Source organism: Planomicrobium sp. CPCC 101079 (assembly GCF_007859275.1).
Classification (GTDB): Bacteria; Bacillota; Bacilli; order Bacillales_A; family Planococcaceae; genus Planococcus.
Window position 1 is genome coordinate 104,695 of record NZ_VOHC01000030.1, and the last position, 18,298, is coordinate 122,992.

The 18,298-nt window shown below is 47.3% G+C and carries 13 protein-coding genes and 1 pseudogene; 8 read left to right on the forward strand and 6 right to left on the reverse strand.

Going from position 1 to position 18,298, the window contains the following annotated elements; genetic code table 11:
• Positions 1 to 5 precede the first annotated feature (5 nt).
• From FQV28_RS15655 to FQV28_RS15670, 4 genes are all read right to left on the reverse strand, one after another.
• Positions 6 to 1,076, reverse strand: a complete 1,071-nt coding sequence (locus tag FQV28_RS15655; protein WP_146497447.1) for an ABC transporter ATP-binding protein — start codon at positions 1,074 to 1,076, stop codon at positions 6 to 8.
• Entirely contained in the window at positions 1,073 to 2,815 is a 1,743-nt protein-coding gene (locus tag FQV28_RS15660) for an ABC transporter permease (protein ID WP_146497448.1), read from the reverse strand. Before FQV28_RS15660 ends, FQV28_RS15655 begins: the two co-directional genes overlap by 4 nt.
• A 36-nt stretch (positions 2,816 to 2,851) precedes the next feature.
• Positions 2,852 to 3,883, reverse strand: coding sequence for an ABC transporter substrate-binding protein (locus FQV28_RS15665; RefSeq protein WP_146497449.1), 1,032 nt, complete (start codon positions 3,881 to 3,883; stop codon positions 2,852 to 2,854).
• Positions 3,884 to 4,107: 224 nt separating this feature from the next.
• Positions 4,108 to 4,647, reverse strand: coding sequence for a DUF1697 domain-containing protein (locus FQV28_RS15670; protein WP_146497450.1), 540 nt, complete (start codon positions 4,645 to 4,647; stop codon positions 4,108 to 4,110).
• A gap of 417 nt (positions 4,648 to 5,064) precedes the next feature.
• On the opposite strand from FQV28_RS15670, the gene FQV28_RS15675 reads away from it, so the two are divergent.
• From FQV28_RS15675 to FQV28_RS15695, 5 genes and pseudogenes are all read left to right on the forward strand, one after another.
• On the forward strand, positions 5,065 to 5,415 hold the full coding sequence (locus FQV28_RS15675; protein WP_370455143.1) for a DUF2798 domain-containing protein: 351 nt from the start codon (positions 5,065 to 5,067) through the stop codon (positions 5,413 to 5,415).
• Positions 5,396 to 5,563, forward strand: a pseudogene (locus FQV28_RS15680) (SDR family oxidoreductase); the annotation flags it as partial. The gene FQV28_RS15675 and the pseudogene FQV28_RS15680, both read left to right, overlap by 20 nt.
• A 140-nt stretch (positions 5,564 to 5,703) precedes the next feature.
• Positions 5,704 to 7,386 carry an ATP-binding protein gene (locus tag FQV28_RS15685; protein ID WP_146497452.1) on the forward strand — a complete coding sequence of 561 codons (1,683 nt, stop codon included), beginning with the start codon at positions 5,704 to 5,706 and terminating at the stop codon, positions 7,384 to 7,386.
• Entirely contained in the window at positions 7,349 to 8,062 is a 714-nt protein-coding gene (locus FQV28_RS15690; RefSeq protein WP_146497453.1) for a response regulator, read from the forward strand. Before FQV28_RS15685 ends, FQV28_RS15690 begins: the two co-directional genes overlap by 38 nt.
• Before the next feature lie 176 nt (positions 8,063 to 8,238).
• Positions 8,239 to 9,561: a CitMHS family transporter gene (locus tag FQV28_RS15695; RefSeq protein ID WP_146497454.1), complete on the forward strand. Its 1,323-nt coding sequence runs from the start codon at positions 8,239 to 8,241 to the stop codon at positions 9,559 to 9,561.
• Between the two features lie 111 nt (positions 9,562 to 9,672).
• Here FQV28_RS15695 and FQV28_RS15700 read toward each other — a convergent pair whose 3' ends face one another.
• Entirely contained in the window at positions 9,673 to 11,412 is a 1,740-nt protein-coding gene (locus FQV28_RS15700) for an ABC transporter ATP-binding protein (protein ID WP_146497455.1), read from the reverse strand.
• A gap of 205 nt (positions 11,413 to 11,617) precedes the next feature.
• Here FQV28_RS15700 and FQV28_RS15705 point away from each other — a divergent pair, with 205 nt between their 5' ends.
• The 3 genes from FQV28_RS15705 to FQV28_RS15715 are packed head-to-tail and all read left to right on the forward strand — an operon-like array spanning position 11,618 to position 16,368.
• On the forward strand, positions 11,618 to 12,994 hold the full coding sequence (locus FQV28_RS15705; protein ID WP_146497558.1) for an ABC transporter permease: 1,377 nt from the start codon (positions 11,618 to 11,620) through the stop codon (positions 12,992 to 12,994).
• Positions 12,995 to 13,007: 13 nt separating this feature from the next.
• Entirely contained in the window at positions 13,008 to 14,522 is a 1,515-nt protein-coding gene (locus FQV28_RS15710; protein ID WP_146497456.1) for an ABC transporter permease, read from the forward strand.
• A gap of 37 nt (positions 14,523 to 14,559) precedes the next feature.
• Positions 14,560 to 16,368, forward strand: a complete 1,809-nt coding sequence (locus FQV28_RS15715; protein ID WP_146497457.1) for an ABC transporter substrate-binding protein — start codon at positions 14,560 to 14,562, stop codon at positions 16,366 to 16,368.
• A gap of 475 nt (positions 16,369 to 16,843) precedes the next feature.
• Here the strand turns inward: FQV28_RS15715 and FQV28_RS15720 are convergent, their stop codons facing one another.
• Positions 16,844 to 18,265 carry a YfcC family protein gene (locus tag FQV28_RS15720; RefSeq protein WP_146497458.1) on the reverse strand — a complete coding sequence of 474 codons (1,422 nt, stop codon included), beginning with the start codon at positions 18,263 to 18,265 and terminating at the stop codon, positions 16,844 to 16,846.
• Between the last annotated feature and the right edge of the window lie 33 nt (positions 18,266 to 18,298).

Sequence of the window (18,298 nt, forward strand, 5' to 3'; positions counted from 1 at the left end):
CTATCTTAGTTCGAAACTAGCACTTTTTCCGGTCTCACCGCTTTTTTCAAGCCGACTGTCACTTCATCGCCGACATAGAACCGAGGCGAATACACCGATTCATGGACTGTCCATGTTTCGCCTAAAATTTCTACGGTATAGTGAATTTCATGGCCCTGATACTGCACGAACGTTACACGGCCATGCACTCCGTTCAAAGCTACCATTGACAGCTGCAACTGTTCAGGGCGTACTGGGTAAATGCCATTCTTTTTAAAAGCTTTGGCGACACCCATATCTGACCACAGGCACCGTGGATTGATTTTCGGGATAAAGTTGCCGTCTTGCCATTGCCCCTTAACCAAGTTGCATTTTCCGACAAACGTCGCGACAAATTCTGTTTCCGGCCGCGTATAAATCATTTCCGGAGAAGCGATTTGTTCAATCCGCCCTTTGTTCATGACTACAATCCGGTCAGCAATGGCCAGCGCCTCGCTTTGGTCGTGAGTGACAAACACAATAGAAGCACCGGTTTCCCGATGAAGCTTTTGGATCTCTTTGCGCATTTCCATCCGGAGCTCCACATCAAGCGCACTGAACGGTTCATCCATCAACATCAAGTTTGGCCTCGGTGCAATCGCCCTTGCAAGCGCCACCCGCTGTTTTTGTCCGCCTGACAGCTCGGAAGGATAGCGCTCCGAAAAACTGTCCAAGCCGACAAGTTTCAGCACTTCGCCAATTCGCGCCTGTACTTCCTGCTTGCTTTCCTTTTTCCTGTTCTGGTGATGATTCAGCGGAAATTCAACATGCTCCGCAATCGTCATATGCGGCCACAGTGCAAACGATTGAAAAACCATGCCGATGTTGCGCTTCTCAGGCGGCGTGACTCGTTTTGCTGATGCTACAGTGGAGTCATCCATGACGATGAATCCATCCGTCGGCCCCATAAATCCGGCAAGCAATTTCAATAATGTCGTTTTCCCGCAGCCTGACGGTCCGAGAATTGCGATGAATTCACCGCGTTCAATTTCCAAGTCCACTTCATGCAACGCCGTAAACGAACCGTATCTTTTGGAAACACCCACTAATTCGATCATTTTGTCTTCAGCACCTTTCTATCCCATAGTTTACCAAGCACCATAAACAGCAGTCCCCCAAGCAATATCCCAAGCACCAGAACCGTCGAAAAGGCGGTCGAATAGGTGGAATAGCCCGCCTGCTCATAGCCGAAGATGACAACCCCGACCGTCTCTGTGCCGCTTGACCACAAAAGGCTCGATACCGTCAATTCGGTCAGCGCCATCAAAAACACGAGAAGCGCGCCGCTTAAAATCCCCGGGAACAACAGCGGCAATAATACTTTTCGCCACCTGGCCAAAGCTCTTGCACCAGAAGTTCTAGCGGCTTCGTCCATCGAGGGATCAATTTGCAAAAAAGCGGTATAGCTGCCCCTGATTTGCAGCACCATAAACCTTGTGGCATATGCGATGAATAAAATCAGCGCAGTGCCGTAAATGCCCGGATTCCATCCTGGAACCGGCTCCATCCACATGAAAATCATGCAAAGCGCGAACACTGTTCCCGGCAGTGCATACGGAATTGTGATAAAGAGCTCCGCTGTCTTTGTGCTCCATTCCGGAAATTTAAAGCGGAGATACGCGAGAATTGTTCCTAGGACCAAACAAATAACCATTGTCACTATCGCTAACTGTAGGCTATTCGACAAAGCGGCCAGCGGCTTCATATCGGTGAAAAAAACATATTCGTAATTTTTCAGAGATAGATTTTCTAACGTAAACGGCACGCCGTAAGCGGAAATTAGCGACAAGGCCCCCATTGCGACAAGCGGCATTAAACTAGTTACAAGCAAGAATATCCATAGCACGCTTTCTAAAAATGCTTGCCGAACAGGTTTTAAGAAAATGCGCGGGTTCATATCGCCGCGCACCGTTTCAGTAACCCGGCTGCGCCGCAGCAAGAACCATTGAAGCAAAGTGCCAAACAGTGCAATGACACCGAGCATGACGGATAAAACCGCTGCCCGTGAAAAAGCTTGCGGCCCAAAGCCCACAACTTGTTCGTAAATATATGTGCTAAGAACCCGGATATTTGACGGTGTCCCTAAGAAGGCTGGAATCCCGAAATTATCCAGATTTGATAAAAAGGCAATCAGCCCGCCGCTTGCTATTCCAGGAAGCGCCAGCGGCAGCACGACTTTTCGAAATGCCTGCTTTTTCGACAAGCCGGACGTCGCCGCCGCTTCTTCCAAATCACGCGGAATTTTCCGGAACACATTAACCGTGAACAAATAGACGAGCGGATAATGCGACAGACCGAGCAGCAAGATGATGCCGCCGGTGCTGTAAAGGTTCGGTGCCTGCAGATTTCCTGGCAATAAAGCCAGAAGCGCGGAGACTGGTCCGGATCCGCCGAAAAATTGGGTCCATGCCAATGTTGTAATATAGGAAGGAATGATGAACGGCAGGAAGATGAACAGTTGCATCGCCCGTTTTCCTCTTATATGCACATACGCTACGATATAGGAAAATGCCACACCTAAGACGAGCGCTAAAACCGTCGAGCCCAGCACAATAACCATTGTGTTCTGGACAGTCGACCATGTCGCCTGTTCTTTAAGGATTTCCGTGTAATAATCGAAAGTCAATGAACCTTCATCTACAAAACTGAGCCAGACGAGCCGGAGAACCGGCAGCAAAAATAGCAGAAACACTGCCAGCAAGCCGAGCCCTTTATAGATGTTTTTGTTTTGAAAAAAAAGAGAGAAAGGGGGCAAACCCTTTCTTCTCTCTTCATCCATTTGCTGTTTAATGATCATGGCGTTAGCTCCTTGTAGCCAAATCCGGAGGCGCGGTCATTGGCCGAAAATTTCCCCGAATTTTACTTTGTCGTCTTCACGCGTTTTCAAAAGTTCGCCTGTGTCCGCTTCTAAAACTGTCATTTCATCTAAGGTTTTCAAGCCTTCTGGCGCTTCGATGCCTTCACGGATCGGTGTATACCCCAGCTCCGACGCCAACTCCTGGCCCTCTTCAGACAAGATGAAATCGACAAACGCTTTCGCCGCTTCTTCATTATCGGTATTCTCCATGATGCCTACCGGTTCTGTGATGACCGGCACGCCTTCTTTCGGATACACCAGTTCAACGGGGCTACCATCGCTTTCCGCCCGTGCAGCCAGGTAATCAACAATCATGCCGTAGTTCTGTTCGCCCATCGCAACACCTTCAAGTACTGCGCCATTGCCTTGTGTAATGGTGATGTCGTTCGAACGCAGGCTTTCATACAATTCCCATCCCATTCCCTCTTGTTTTGTCATGACGCCAAGGTTGTATGCCGCAGCGCCAGAGTAAAGCGGGCTCGGCATGGCCGACTGGCCTTTTGTTGCATCGTCAGTCAACACTGCCCAGCTGTCTGGAAGCTCTTTAACGTTTTTCGTGTTAACCACAAGGCCCGTTGCCATAACTTTTGTTCCTGTATAAGCACCGTCCGGATCCACGAAAGCTTCATCGATCGCTTCAGCTTCCGGCGACTTGTATCCCATCAACAAGTCTTCTTCTTTAAAGTTCTCAAACGTTACTGAATCCGCCACCAACAAGACATCCGCCTGGATATCGCCCGCCTGGTTTTCCGCCTGGATTTTCGAAACGACTTCTTCAGTGCCGGAACGGAACGTATTCACTTTCACATCCGGATTTTTTTCAACAAACGCGTTAACAAGCGCCTGCGCATCTGCGTCCGGCTGAGAAGTATAAAAATCAAGAGAACCGGCAACCGCCGAACCGCTTACTGCCTCTGCGCTATTGCCCACTTCTTCTTGCCCGCTTCCACACGCTGCTAAAAGCGCGGTCATCGTAAGAATTCCAACGCCTGAAAAAATCTTGTTCATGTAATTTCCTCCTCTTATATTCCTGGTTTACTGTAATTCCAGTGTAAACTTCGATTGTGTAGGTATTGTTAAGGAAACATTAAGAAGTGTGAGGATTGTGCAAAGAATAATACATTTTTGCTATTCCGCAAAACTGCTGTGCATCGTCTGAAGATGAAAAAGCTGCCTTTAACCAATTAAAAAACCGCACTACCTGGATTGCTCCAAGCGTGCGGCATTGCCTTCTATTCGGTTTTCATCATCCCATAGAGCTTGCGTACAGTATTGACGTTCCGGATAGTAACAAGTTTATAAAGAGGGGTGCCGATGATCTTTGACATTCCGCTCCTCGTGACTTTTTCCCGGTCCACTGACCAGAGAATGGCACCCGGAACATAGTGAACGGCATCGATTTCCGGTTTGATGAACAACTTTTCCATCACGGATTCCGAGTCAACTTCTTCCCACAGAAACAGGACATCACTTTTCATCGCGGTATCGTTGGTCCACTTCACAGGTATTGATTCCGCAATCTTTGAGAACTCATCAAAGTTGTAGACCAGCACTTTGATCTGTAAAGCGAAATGCGCGAAAATCGCCGACTCCAAAATGGTTGTTATGTCATTTTTCGTGCGGCTGGCATCGGTGAAGATGATGTTGCCGGAATTGATGTACGTTTTGACCGCAGACATGCCCGCTTCTTCAAACACTCGCTTCAGCGTTTTCATGTCTATTTTGTTGTTTCCGCCGACGTTGATGCCCCGCAGCAATGCAACATAAACCACAAAATCCCCTCCTTTTTCAACAGCTGGTTTTCATATCTCAACCAGACACAAAATAGACACTTACGAGCAAAGCATCCACTTTGCTATAGTAGCCTCTAGACCCAACTGACTACCGCCTTTAGTTTGAGTTTACACCTCTTCTATCGGTTCGCAACAGTGTATTTCATAGCACTTACCTGTAGGTTGATTTCGTGTATAAACAAGGTCGAGTATACGTATTTTGAAAGGAAGAAAAACATGCACCAAGAAAAAAGACTGCCGCAAAACGGCAAAGAGGGCTTCCTGTATGGCGCCATCATCTGTACATTGACCGTTATACTGATGGTATCATTCAATGCCATTTACTTTGCCGGCACATTCAACAAAGAAATAGCGTTTGCCATTTTGAAAATCATACCGCTTGCTTGGGTGATTGTTATGGTCCTTGAACCGGTTGTAATCGGCCGCATTGCAGAAGCATTGACCGCAAAATTCACTGAGCCGACAGACAGCTTCAACTCCAAAGTCCTGTTCCGCATCCTCTTTACGGTTCTAGGAATGTCGATTGTTATGACATTTATCGGCGATGTCATCAGCAACGGCTTCCATGCTGAAATCTTTGGCAACTGGCTGCGCAATTGGCCGCGGAATTTCGTAATTGCCTTGATTGCCGAAAGTATTGTCATTCAGCCGCTCGCCCGTTTTGCAATGGTAAAACTGCACGAAGCACAAGAGAAAAAAACAACTCCCGCAGCTAACACTCAAATACATGGTCAAAACAGTCTTTGAAGCCAATGCAGCAATCGGTATTCCACAGAAGCGCCTTGGCATTCCCGAAGAAGTTGCTGAAATCATCGCATTCTTATTGACGCCTAAAGCCCAATACATCAATGGCGAAGTGATTGGGATTGATGGCGGATTTACAAACAACAAGTAAATTAAAAGAGCGTTACAAGCAAACCCCTTCTTTCGGCGGTTTGCTTTTTTGGTGTACTCGCTCATTTTCTTGTCGCCGATTCTCCCCTTCCACATATGGTATTATTACCAAAGCAGATATTCATTAAGGAGCTTCTTATTATGATTCAATTCGATAGAACCGATATCCAGAAACAGCTCAATCAGCCAAGCAATGCGTTGAACTTAAAAGCGACCATGATTTTATTGATCGGATCGTTGATTTTGGCTATCGTCCTTGTGATGGGGGTTTTTCTCGATTACTTTATGACAGATACTTTGGAAACCCAATTAGGTGAGCGGGCTTTGAGTGTAGCGGAGAGCATAGCGCTCAATCCAGCCATTGCCCAGGCATTTTCGGAAGATGATCCGGCGGCCATTATCCAGCCGCTCATTTCGCCAATTCAGCAGTCAATTGACGCTGAATTTATCGTAGTCGGCAATATGGACGAAATCCGCTATTCGCATCCGAATCTGGAACAGATTGGCCGAAAGATGGTCGGTGAAGACAACGAACGGGCGCTTCTAAAAGGCGAAACCTACCTTTCCAAAGCGACCGGTTCGCTCGGCAGCTCTCTGCGAGCCAAAGTGCCGATCTACTCGGAAAACAAAATCATCGGCGTTGTCTCTGTCGGTTTTCTGGCGGATGACATCCAAACGCTGATCAGCAACTACAACAAAGAATTGTGGCTGATGCTGCTGGCGATTGGATTGGTCGCGGCCATAGCAGCCATCGGCATTGCATCCTACCTCAAGCACAAGCTGCACGGTCTGGAGCCTGAAGAAATCTCGCGGCTGTTGCTTCAAAAAGAAACGATTTTGCAATCGACCCACGAAGGTATCATCGCGGTCAATTCCAAAGGACAAATCACCCTCCTTAATCACATGGCGCAGCAATTGCTGTTCGGCAGGGATGTCTCGGCTGACAAATTGATTGGAGAACCCATCAGCCAAGTCTTGCCCACTTCCGATCTGCCTGAAATTCTTGCCACTCAAAAAAGCCATTACGATAAGGAACGCCGATATGGCAGCCATGCTGTTTATGTCAATTCGGGCCCGATCTTCTACGAAAACACATTGGTTGGCGCAGTTTCAACTTTCCGGAACAAAACCGAAATTGATCAGCTGACCAAGGAATTATCCCAAGTAAAACAATATGCTAACGCGCTGCGGGCACAGACACATGAATTTTCAAATAAGCTATATACCATCTCCGGGCTTGTTCATCTGAACAAAAAACAAGAAGTGCTTGAGTTTATCCGCATGGAAAATGACATTCAGCAGGAATGGATCCGGCAATTGATCGGCAAAGTTTCAGATCCATTGATCAGCGGCATTTTGCTGGGCAAACTCAATCAGGCAAGCGAACAACAAGTCCAACTGGCCATCGATCCAGACAGCCGCCTTAAAACGCCGTTGAGTGATTTGCAGAAAGATGCCCTCCTTGCGGCAATCGGCAACTTGATTGACAATGCACTCGACGCCGTGAAAGAAAAACCGGCCGAGAACCGGTGCATTTCGTTGTATTTCACTGATGTCGGCACCGATATTTTGTTGGAAATTGACGATTCAGGACCTGGTATTCCAAGTGAATCCGAAAGCAGAATGTTTGATGAAGGCTTCTCATCAAAAACCGGAAGAGACCGGGGCTATGGCTTGAGCACCACGAAGCGCTTGGCCGAGCTTGCCGGCGGTGAACTGCATGCAGAAGAAAGCGATCTTGGCGGTGCCTGCTTTATTGTGTCATTACCGAAAAGGAGTAGAGAAGATGAACGAGAAATTGCACGTTTTGATCATAGAAGATGATTTCCGTGTCGCGGAGATTAACCGCCAATTGGTTGAACAAGTTGAGGGCTATCAAGTGGCTGCTGTTGCAAAAACAGGAGATGAAGCCATGGAATTTTTGAATAGCGGCGGCCGGTTGCCGGATTTGATTTTGCTGGATGTTTTTATTCCGGACCGCAGAGGACTTGAACTGTTTTGGGAAATCCGTAATTCATTTCACCAGATTGGCATCATCATGCTGTCGGCCGCAAAAGAAACGTCCACTGTCGAGGAAGTGCTGCACGGCGGCATTTACGATTACCTTGTGAAACCGGTCGATTTTGAGCGTTTCGAAAAGGCCTTGATTCGTTACCGTGAGCAAAAATTCATGCTTGCTTCAAGCCAGGAACTGGAACAGGCGGATATCGACCGCTTGATCGGCATGCAGCCCGCTTTCCCACTTTCAGCGCCTCCCCATCCGGATGGCTCGTTGCCTAAAGGCATCGACCAATTGACCTTGCTCGGTGTGTTGAACATTTTAAAAGAGTCAGAGCCAGATGGCGTCAATGCTATGGAAACCGGCAAAGCGGTCGGCGTTAGCCGCTCCACTGCCCGCCGCTACCTCGAACACTTGGTTTCCATCGGCGAGGCAAAACCCCAATTGAATTACGGAGAAATCGGCCGTCCTGAAAGACGTTACATTCCGTGGACAAAATGAACAAAACACCCAGAACGATCATTAGTTTTCTTAGTTGAATAATCTTATTTTTCAAATCCCTCTGTGATAAGTTAAATTCTATAACTTTGAAACAAAGGGATTTTAAAATGAAAACTCTTTTGTATGCGTTTTCATTTTTCCCTTGACTTAATTTTTATTTAAAGGGAGGAACTTCTATGTTAAGCATCATTGGTTTAATGACCATTGTAGTCATCGTCGCTTTGCTTATCAGCAACAAGATCACACCGATTATTGCACTTGTTCTTGTGCCGATCGCTGCAGCCTTTGCAGCAGGTTTTAACTTTTCCGAAATCGGCGGCTTTTTCAACAGCGGCATCGAGTCCGTTATGAGTGTTGTTATCATGTTCATCTTTGCCATCTTGTTTTTCGGCATCATGCAGGATGTCGGCTTGTTTGATCCTTTGATCAATAAAATGATTGCGGTTTCACGCGGCAATGTCATCGCGGTGGCTATCGGAACCGTATTGATCGCTGCTGTCGCGCAACTTGACGGCTCCGGCGCCTCTACATTCCTGATCACGATTCCCGCTTTGCTGCCGCTTTACAAACGGTTGAAAATGAATCCTTATTTGCTGTTGTTACTGGTCGGAACTTCTGCAAGCATCATGAACATGCTGCCATGGGGCGGGCCGCTTGGACGGACTGCGGCCGTTCTTGGCGTCGATGTCACAGAGCTGTGGCGTCCGCTTATCAAAATCCAGGTGATCGGACTCGTGCTGCTGGTTGGGCTTGCAATCTTGCTGGCAATCCGCGAAAAGCGCATAATCGCCAAACGCGGTGATTTCAATGAAGAACTTTTCGAAGAAGCCGCTCCACGGGCAAAAGATGCTCAAGACGAGGCATCATTAAAAGCCGCAGCTCTGCGCCGTCCAAAATTGCTGTGGGCTAACACGATTTTGGCGCTAGCCGTAATCGGCGTGCTTGTCTGGGGCATCATTCCTGCAGGATTTGCCTTCATGATCGGAGTCAGCCTTGCCTTGCCATTGAATTACCCGAATATGAAAGATCAAATGGACCGGATCAAAGATCACGCGCCGAACGCCTTGCTTATGGCGGCTATCATCTTGGCAGCAGGTTCGTTCCTTGGAATCCTAAACGGCACCTTGATGCTCGATTCAATCGCCAACGATTTGGTCAAAATCTTACCAGCTTTTGTTGTTCCTTATCTTCACATCATTATCGGATTCTTCGGTGTGCCGTTTGATTTACTGCTCAGTACAGATGCCTATTATTTCGCCCTGTTCCCAATCGTCGAACAAGTCGTGACCGGATTTGGCGTTTCGTCTTTATCCGTCGCCTACACGATGATCATCGGGAATATCATCGGTACATTCATCAGCCCATTCTCGCCAGCCCTTTGGCTTGCACTAGGTTTGGCCGGCCTTGAAATGGGCCGCCACATCCGCTACTCGCTTGCGATCATGTGGACATTCAGTATTGTACTGCTTGGCATTTCTCTCTTAATAGGAATCGCCTAAGCAACAACCCCCGTTCCGGTTTAGTGCCGGAACGGGGGTTGTTTTGTTTGTTATGCTATATGATTAGTCCGGCGGATTTAGAACTGCAAGACCTGCACCCGCCTCCCTGCTCTAGTTCTTCACTTGCGCTACCCAATGCCCTTCAGACACTTCGACAAGATGCGAATTCAACAAATTGTATCGATCCGCTGTCGTTTGTTCAGCCATTAAAGTCCGCTTTTTCTTCGACTCAATTTTCGGATCAGGAATCGGAATCGCGGACAACAGCGATTTTGTATATTCGTGCTGCGGGTTAGCATACAGCTCTTCGCTTTCCGCAAGCTCGACAATTTTCCCGGCATACATAACAGCTACTCGGTCGCTGATGTGTTTGACCATCGACAAGTCATGCGCGATAAACAAATACGTCAATCCCAGCCTGTGCTGCAGATCTTCCAACAGCTCGACAATTTGCGATTGAATCGATACATCAAGTGCGGACAAGGGTTCATCACAGACGATAAAATTCGGCTCAACCGCCAGCGCCCGGGCGATGCCAATGCGCTGGCGCTGCCCTCCTGAAAATTCATGCGGATACCGGAGAGCATGTGAAGCGTCGAGGCCAACCATTTCGAGCAGCTCTTCCACCCGTCTTTTCCGCTCTTCTTTGGACGCGCTAAGCTTATGGAGGTCCAGCGCTTGTCCGATAATATCCAGCACTTTCAACCTTGGATTAAGCGAAGAATACGGATCTTGGAAAATCATCTGCATATGGCGCCGCATCATCTTCATTTCTTTTTTCGACAGCCGGTTGACCGACATGCCTTCGTATAAGACATTGCCGTCTGTCGGCTCATGGAGGCGCAGAATGGCACGACCCGTCGTCGACTTGCCGGAACCTGATTCCCCTACCAGGCCAAGCGTTTCACCGCGCCGGATGAAAAACGAAATATCATCAACGGCTTTAACGGTATTGCCTTTGCCCATATCGAAATGCTGCTTGAGTGATTCCACGTGGAGCAGCGGCTTTACCGAATCATCGCCGATTGCCGCGAGCGGAGTCCGCTTTGCTTTTTTCTTTTCATCAAGGCGCGGCAAAGCGTTCAATAGCTTTTGGGTATACGGGTGCTTTGGACTTTCAAAAATCTCTTCGGTTGTTCCGGTCTCAACAATTTCCCCGTCTTTCATGACCGCTACCCGGTCGCACATTCCTGCGACAACACCAAGGTCGTGCGTGATCAAAATAATGGATGTACCCATTTTCTGCTGGATGTCTTTCATAACATTTAAAATTTGCGCTTGAATCGTCACATCCAGTGCCGTAGTTGGCTCGTCGGCGATCAGTAAGGTCGGGCGGCAAGCAAGGGCGATGGCAATCATGACCCGTTGCCGCATGCCGCCCGAAAATTCGTGCGGGTATTGGTTATAGCGCACCGCACTGTCCCGGATTCCCACTAGCTTCAAAATGTCAATCGCCTGGGCTTTCGCTTCAGCTTTCCCTATCCTTTGGTGCTTCATCAGGCTTTCTGCGATTTGATCCCCGATTCGGATGGTCGGATTTAGTGAAGTCATGGGATCCTGGAAAATCATGCCGATATCGCGCCCGCGGATTTCTTCCATTTCCTTTTCTGTTTTATGGGCAAGGTTTTCTCCCAGAAAAGTAACTTCCCCTTCTTTTATAAAGGAAGGAGGCGATGGCAATAAACGCATGATTGTGCGGGCAGTGACACTTTTGCCGCTCCCCGACTCGCCTACAATTCCCAAGGTCTCCCCTTTTTTAACATCGAAACTTACACCCCGCACTGCTTCGAACTCTTTTTCTCCTGTTTGAAAGGAGACACGGAGATTTTTAACTTCTAAAATAGCTTCCATTTTTCGCACCTGCCAGTATGTAGTAAATAATTGCATTTCCTTGTAATGAACCGTTGACTTCCATTTATATGTAACTTAAACTATACTATACCACTCGGAATTATGCAATTTAGCTGGAAAGGGCGTTATTTTGTTGATAAAAGCTGAAAAAGCACTAACTCGCAACAACGATAGTACTGATTTAATTCGCCTTACATATGAAAAAATGAGCCTGCGCTCTTCCTATAATTTATTGCTGCTCTTACTGGGGCTGCCCGTAACGATAGTTGTTTTTTTCTTCTACTTGTATCGAAAAAATAACGATGCTTTCTATCTCTTGTTAAAAGAGAAGAAGGAATTTCTTCTTGATACGGGTTATCGCGAGCGGCTGAAGCAGGACTTTCGGGAGCAGCTCGTGCAAAAGCATCTTTTCTTCAACAAGCCGATCGATGAACAGGGCCTTGATCAACAGGCAGACAAATGGGCAGACGAAGAACTCGACAAGAAAGTTTTGGAAACTGCACAAGCTGCATACGCCGACCAAGGGAAAAAGCGCGTTACTTTCCAAGGAACATTTCAGGATTTTCTGAAGAGACCCGAGTTTTTACTCTTTTCTTTTGTTCCCGGAATTTTAATGTACGGGCTCATCCTGCTGTACAGCAACTTCTACCTGAAGTACATATTCGAACGCCTCATCATGAGCATCTTCGTCATCTTTGGCGTCGTCGTCCTGGTGTTCACCATTCTGTATCTGTCGCCATTCGATCCGGCGGCAAACTTACTCGGCGAATCGGCCACCCAGCAGCAAATCGATAATTTCAACCGGATTTACGGACTTGATCAATCTTATTTCGCTCAGTTGTGGGATGCTGTCAAAGGCATTGTGACATTTGATCTTGGTTCATCTTATGAAGGAAATGAAGATGTCGCGGCGACTATCGCCGGCAAGTTTCCTGTGACGTTCACGTTGACTATTTTTGCGCTGTTAATGGCGATCCTAATTGCCATTCCCGTCGGAATCATTTCGGCAACGCGCCCGAATTCGTTTCTGGACTATACATTGATGTTTATCGCTCTGATTGGTTTATCGATTCCAAACTTTTGGCAAGGGCTGATTTTTATCCTAGGCTTCTCCATCAATTTGGAATGGCTGCCGGCAACTTACAATCCGTCGAACTGGCTGTCGATGGTCATGCCGGTCGTTGTTTTAGGCACGGCATTGACCGCTTCTGTCGCGCGGATGACGCGGTCTTCCATGCTTGAAGTGATCAATGAAGACTATATCATCACCGCGAAAGCGAAAGGCCTAAGCGAACGCTATGTATTGTGGAAGCACGCATTCGGCAATGCCATGATCCCCATCATTACCGTCATCGGTTTGTTGTTCGGCGGCATGCTTGGCGGCGCTGCTGTCACTGAAAAAGTATTCAATATCAGCGGAATTGGCAGTTATATCGTTGATAAGCAATTCGTTCCCGATATTCCAAGTATTTTAGGCGGTGTTGTTTATATCGCCATAACCATTTCATTAGTCAACGTTATCATCGACCTATTGTATGCATTTTTCGATCCACGCATCCGGTCCAAGATGAAAAAATATTAAAGCAGGTGTCATGATGTCGGTCATCCAGGAAATAGAAAAAACAAATACCGTTAAACGCGTGCTGAAAATGTCGTCCGAATACACACAGTCGAGTTTCACGTCGGTTGTTTCGCTTGCATTGACGCTCGTTCTGCTGGCCAATAGCTTTGACTACAGCACCGGCGGCATCAAACCGGCCTTCTTTGCAATAACAATCGCTTACGCAATTTTTACAGCGATCCAATTTGGCGTCACGCTGCTGATCAAACGGGACCTCATAAAGCTCGGATCTGTCCAAGAAAAGACGCGGCGCTTAGGCTATATCCAATTGCTCAGCATCCTGACTGCAAATGTTTTCACTGCTATTTTTGCGTTTAATCTTCTTAAAAAACAAAAAACACCTGAATACACATTTGCAGTCTATATGGTGATGGCCCAACTTTTCATCATCGCTGTTTCAGCATTGAATTTGTTTAAACCATATGTCGCGGACTTGTTCCCAATCGGAATGCTCGCCTTGCTGATTGTCGTGGCGCTCTACATCGCAGCGCTGCTCCTTGTCGCAAAATATGTAACCGCCGATAGCGCGCATTCGCGATTGATGTTCCTAGCTATTCCGCTAATCGTTACCGCATTAACAGGAAATTTATTCGCTCTCGTGCTCGGATTAAGCCTGATTTTCAAAATCCGGAATCAGAATCGCCCGGGCGTCGGGCAATGGCATCTTGTCTGGGATAAAATCACCCGCAATATGACGGCCATGCTCGGCATGTTTTTCATTGTTTTCATCTTCTCTATTTCCATCTGCAGCTACTTGACGTTCGATTATGCGTTGGCGGTTGAAAACAATTATGAAGCTTTGCTCGAATCGCCGAGCCTGGCGTATCCGCTCGGGACCGATGACTTTGGCCGCGACTTGTTTTCGCGAATTGTATTTGGCGCACGAATTTCACTCACCGTCGGAATCATCTCCACACTTATCCCGGTCGTCATCGGCGGAATCTTAGGTGCTTTCGCTGGCTATTACGGGCGGCGTACCGATAACGTCATCATGCGGCTGCTCGATGTGCTGTATGCCATTCCCGGAATACTTCTTGCCATCGCCATCATCGCCGCGTTCGGCGCGAGCACAACCAACTTGATCATCGCGCTTAGTGTGGGTTCCATTCCTACATATGCCAGAACGATGCGTGCTAACGTCTTGATGGTATCCAATCTGGAATATGTCGACTCTGCCCGCGCACTTGGCGCTGGTGACGCGGAAATTATTTTCAAGCATATCGTCCCTAATTCCCTGGCGCCGATGATCGTTAAAGCCACATTGACAATCGGCGGCGCTGTTATCGCGACGAGCAGTTTGAGCTATCTTGGTCTTGGCGTGGAACCTCATATTCCCGAATGGGGCAATATCTTGAAAATCGGCAGCACTTACCTGGAGTCGCATTCTTACCTGGCCATCTTCCCCGGCCTTGCGATCATCCTGCTGGTTTTATCGTTTAACTTTTTAGGGGACGGATTACGTGATGCCCTCGATCCTAAAATGGATTGAGTTTATTCAAATAAAAGAAGAAATTTAGGAGGAACTTATTGTGAAGAAAAGTTTATTATCACTCTTGCTTGCCCTTGTGTTAATCTTGGCAGGCTGCGTGAACACAAAATCCGATGTTGCCGAAGAAAAGGCAAGCGACGGAGTAACTGAAGGCGAAAAGCCGGTCATCGAAATCTTGAGCCAAAGCGCCAATGAAGACGATGTGAACATTGTCCGTGACCAATTGGTCAAAAACGGCTTCGACGTTAAATTGAACATCCAGCCGGATTACGGCAGCTTCACGGCACAAAAAGAAGCCGGAAACTATGATTTGGCTGTCTCAAGCTGGACAACAGTTACCGGGAACCCGGACTACGCGGTCCGTGCACTTTTCAAATCGGACGGCGCCAACAGCATCATGGCTGACGAAGAAATCGATAACTTGATCGACAAGGCCAGCACACAGACGGCTGACGAATACCAGGAAACCTATAAAGAGCTTGAGCAGCTTTTAGTGCTGGACCGCGCGTACATCGCCCCTCTTTATATCTCTTATAAAACCCAAGGCATCAACACTGAAATTTTAAATGAGGATTCTGTCCGCTTGTCAAAATCACGTGCCCTTGCATGGGAACCGATTGACTTTGTCGACCAATCAAAACGTGAAACTGATCCGTTTATCGTGTCACAGGAAATTTCAACTTTGACATCTCTTGACCCGATCAAAGGAAATGACGGTTCCATCAACCAATTGAACACAAATATGTATGTCCGACTCGTCAACTTAACTGATGACGATCAAATTACAGCTGAAGGTTCTTTGTCCCACAACTTTGCAATGGCGGAAGGAAATTCCGAATACTACTTCTTGCTACGTGACGATATCAACTTTGCTAAAATCGAAGATCAGCAAGCAGTTGACACAGGCGAACGCGTCGGCGGCGATGATGTGATCTTCTCGCTTGACCGTGCATCAAACCCGGATTCCGTTCCGGATCACCGCACATACAGCTTGCATGAACATATCGCCTCAACCGAAACGGTTACAGATCTTGCAGAGCTTGACACACCAACCATTGACGGCGGAACTGTAAGAGAAGCTTTGGAAGCAAATCTGGAAACTGGCATTTCGGAACTGGTTGAAGCTAAAGAAGAGGCCAACAATGCTGAAGGAAAATACCAAGTGGTCAAATTGACGACTACTGAACCATTCCCGCAAGTGTTAAATTACTTGGCCCACCAATCCGCAGGGATTGTATCTAAAAAACAAGTGGAAAACATCAACACATACGATGTTGAATCGTTCGACATCAACAAGGATATCCCTTACGGCGACCAAAACACTGTGACGGAAGGCGACCAGTACGATAACCACCTCTATGCGAGCGGCCCGTACATCCTTTCACACAAAAATGACTACGAAGCTGTATTCCGCAAAAATCCGGCTTATATGCCGGGCACAGAAAACGAAGCGAAAATCTCGAACGTGACTGTCCGCTTTATTGCAGATCCGGACAGCGCCCTTTCAGCACTGCGAAACGGCGAAATCCATTTGAATTACGTGATTCCTGAAACGAAATACAGTGTTGTTGAAGATGATCCGAACTTAGCTCTTCAAAAAATGGAAAGCAACGGCGTGCGCTATATGCTCTTCAATACGAAAGGCCGCGAAGTAGCTGAAAGCGAAGACTTGAGAAAAGCAGTGCTTTACTCCATCAACCAGGACGAATTCATCAACTATTACCAAGGCAATAAAATCAAAGCCGTTTCTACTGTAAGCCCGCTTGTTGATACAGGCAACGAACTTGTAGCAGCCCCTGCAAAAGTTAAGGAATACTTGAGCAGCTATCAGGAAAGCAAAAAATAAACAGCAAAAAACCGCCGGCGGAAGAAGTTTTCGCCGGCGGTTTTTATTTTGTTCTGTTCATTAATTTCTCCAAATCAACTATATCTCATCGTTCTTGTGTTTCTTTTGGCACCGAAGCTTGAACGCCAGTTTTATAATGATGATCAAAACAATGGCCGAAACTACAATTATTAGCATGATTGCCCAATACGGCCAATCGGTTATACTCTTAAGGATCATCCCCGAACTGGCACCCAGAAATGAAAAAACAAAAACAAGAAAACGGTCTGCCTTCGGTGAAATAATTGGTTCTGTAATAAAGTTTTTTGATTTGATCTCATAGCGAGCCATTTTATCCCCCCAGCAGAGCCGATATACTAAACCCCAATATATTCCTCTATACCACTAGCTGAAGGGCAAAAACAATAAGTTGAAATCTTTACTAAAAAGCGAAACGCCTCCTGAAAAAAAAGAGGCGCTTTTCATGCAATATTTTTTACAACGGTCCGTAGTCAATAATTTGAGCGATAATCAGTGAAATGATCGCCACTGAATACCAAACAATCAGCAGAGGGAAGATAAACTTTAGCCATTTCTCCCACCGTACCCCGCCGACTGCAAGCGTAGCCATGAAATAACCGGATGTCGGGTAGAAGATATTGGTGAATCCATCTCCCATTAGAAATGCCAAGACAGCTGTCTGGCGTGTAACTCCGCTGATGTCGGAAAGCCCGCTCATAATCGGCATCGTCACCATGGCTTGTCCGCTTCCGGATGGAATGAGGAAGTTCAAGGCTGCTTGGACAACAAGCATGAATACCGCCGTGACCGAATCCGGCATGATGCCGACGAATTCGCCCAGCGCATAGATGATCGTATCCATGATATCCCCTGCATCAAGAACCACCGCAATCCCGCGCGCAATCCCGACGACAATGGCACCAAGCAGGATTTTCTTAAAACCCTCATTGAACGCATCGGCGATTTCCGAAGATTTTAACCCGGCAACAAGGCCAGCCACAATTCCAATCAGCGCATAAAGCCCCGTCAGTTCCCGGAAATACCAGCCGTAATTCAACAGCCCGAACAACAGGATACCGAAAGCCACGAGCAACGTCAAAGCTGTCCACAGTTGGCGCTTTGTCGCTTTTACAACCGGTAAATCGCCCATTTCGGCATGGTCGTCCTCTTCATCGAAAACAATGCTTAGCGCCGGGTTCTCTTTGACCTTTTTTGCATAGCGCCATACGTACGCCATCCCGACTGATAGCACAACCGCTAAGAGGATGATGCGGTACCACATCCCTGAGTACAGCGGCAGTTCGGCAATATCCTGCGCCACACCTAAGTTGGCCGGGACTGTCAGCGCCAAGGAAAATCCGGCAATGGTTGAAACGAGAACGATTGCTGTCGCCGTAATTCTATCGAAACCCAATTTCAGCACGAGCGGCAAAATCGCCGGCAGATAAATCAGTGACATTTCCACTTGCCCGGTGAACGTCGTAAACAAGGCAAATGGAATCATCAATGTCGGGATAATCCACATTCCACGGTTCGCGAATTTGCTCGCCAACTTGTTTACGGCAAGGCTGATGACGCCAGTCCGCTCAATAACCGAGAACATCCCGCCAATCATGATGATCCCGAAAATAATTTCTGCTGTCTGGATAAAGCCGTCCGGAATCGCAAACATGAATTCGAAGAACGTTACCGGAGATGCTTCTATGTACTGGAACGTCCCCGGTTGAATCACCTCCGCACCGCTTTCGTTCGCCACCCTCTCGAATTGGCCCGCCGGAATGATGTAACTGACCAGTGACGCCAACGCAATCATCAAGAATAAAATAACGAAAATATGAGGCACTTTGAAATTTTTTCTTTTTTCTTTCGGTTCGGCAGTCTGATTTTTGCTAACCACCCAATCCCTCCCTTGTTTTCTGAGTTGTCACTT

Coding starts and splice junctions, on each gene's coding strand:
- FQV28_RS15665 (WP_146497449.1), bottom strand. CDS start 3,883: ATGAACAAGATTTTTTCAGGCGTTGGAATTCTTACGATGACCGCGCTT.
- FQV28_RS15695 (WP_146497454.1), top strand. CDS start 8,239: ATGTTAAGCATCATTGGTTTAATGACCATTGTAGTCATCGTCGCTTTG.
- FQV28_RS15690 (WP_146497453.1), top strand. CDS start 7,349: ATGAACGAGAAATTGCACGTTTTGATCATAGAAGATGATTTCCGTGTC.
- FQV28_RS15710 (WP_146497456.1), top strand. CDS start 13,008: ATGTCGGTCATCCAGGAAATAGAAAAAACAAATACCGTTAAACGCGTG.
- FQV28_RS15700 (WP_146497455.1), bottom strand. CDS start 11,412: ATGGAAGCTATTTTAGAAGTTAAAAATCTCCGTGTCTCCTTTCAAACA.
- FQV28_RS15675 (WP_370455143.1), top strand. CDS start 5,065: ATGGTCCTTGAACCGGTTGTAATCGGCCGCATTGCAGAAGCATTGACC.
- FQV28_RS15660 (WP_146497448.1), bottom strand. CDS start 2,815: ATGATCATTAAACAGCAAATGGATGAAGAGAGAAGAAAGGGTTTGCCC.
- FQV28_RS15685 (WP_146497452.1), top strand. CDS start 5,704: ATGATTCAATTCGATAGAACCGATATCCAGAAACAGCTCAATCAGCCA.
- FQV28_RS15705 (WP_146497558.1), top strand. CDS start 11,618: ATGAGCCTGCGCTCTTCCTATAATTTATTGCTGCTCTTACTGGGGCTG.
- FQV28_RS15655 (WP_146497447.1), bottom strand. CDS start 1,076: ATGATCGAATTAGTGGGTGTTTCCAAAAGATACGGTTCGTTTACGGCG.